This window comes from Bradyrhizobium sp. WSM4873, assembly GCF_055811355.1.
The window spans coordinates 1-435 of record NZ_JBVVPS010000129.1 but is presented as its reverse complement, the minus strand read 5'-3'; the positions used below and the strand labels follow the sequence as shown (position 1 = coordinate 435).

Here is a 435-nt window from a genome sequence, read left to right as displayed (position 1 = left end):
GTATAAAGTTCGATCGACGTGCTGCCGCCAGCGGTTATCGTGGTGCTGCTCACATTGTCAAAGTTCGCCCGGAGGTCAGGCAGCGCTGACGGCCCCGCGTTGCCCGGTAGGACGGTGATTTGCGTCACGTTGTAGGTGTTGTTGGCCTCGTTGCTCTCGGCGATAGCGTTGGTGTAGTCGGCGATGCCCCCGATGTAATAGGTGCCAGGCGCCAGATTACCAGGCAGCGTCAGCGAGACGGTCTGATGGTCGTAATAGCCCGTCGTGTGATAGGACGTCAGCGCCGATGCACCGATCGTCATCAGCAGACTGTCGCTGGTGGTAATCGTGGCGTCAGTCGAGAGATAAATCCCCGTAATCGACGACGCCGTCGCCGGCACATTACCGAAATTGACGGTATAAAGTTCGATCGACGTGCTGCCGCCAGCGGTTATC

The 435-nt window shown here is 58.4% G+C and carries 1 protein-coding gene; it reads right to left on the bottom strand.

Annotation, left to right across the window (positions count from 1 at the left end; translation table 11 throughout):
• A partial coding sequence (locus tag AC0L21_RS38065; RefSeq protein ID WP_473267148.1) for a CARDB domain-containing protein occupies positions 1-435 on the bottom strand: 435 nt, incomplete at both ends.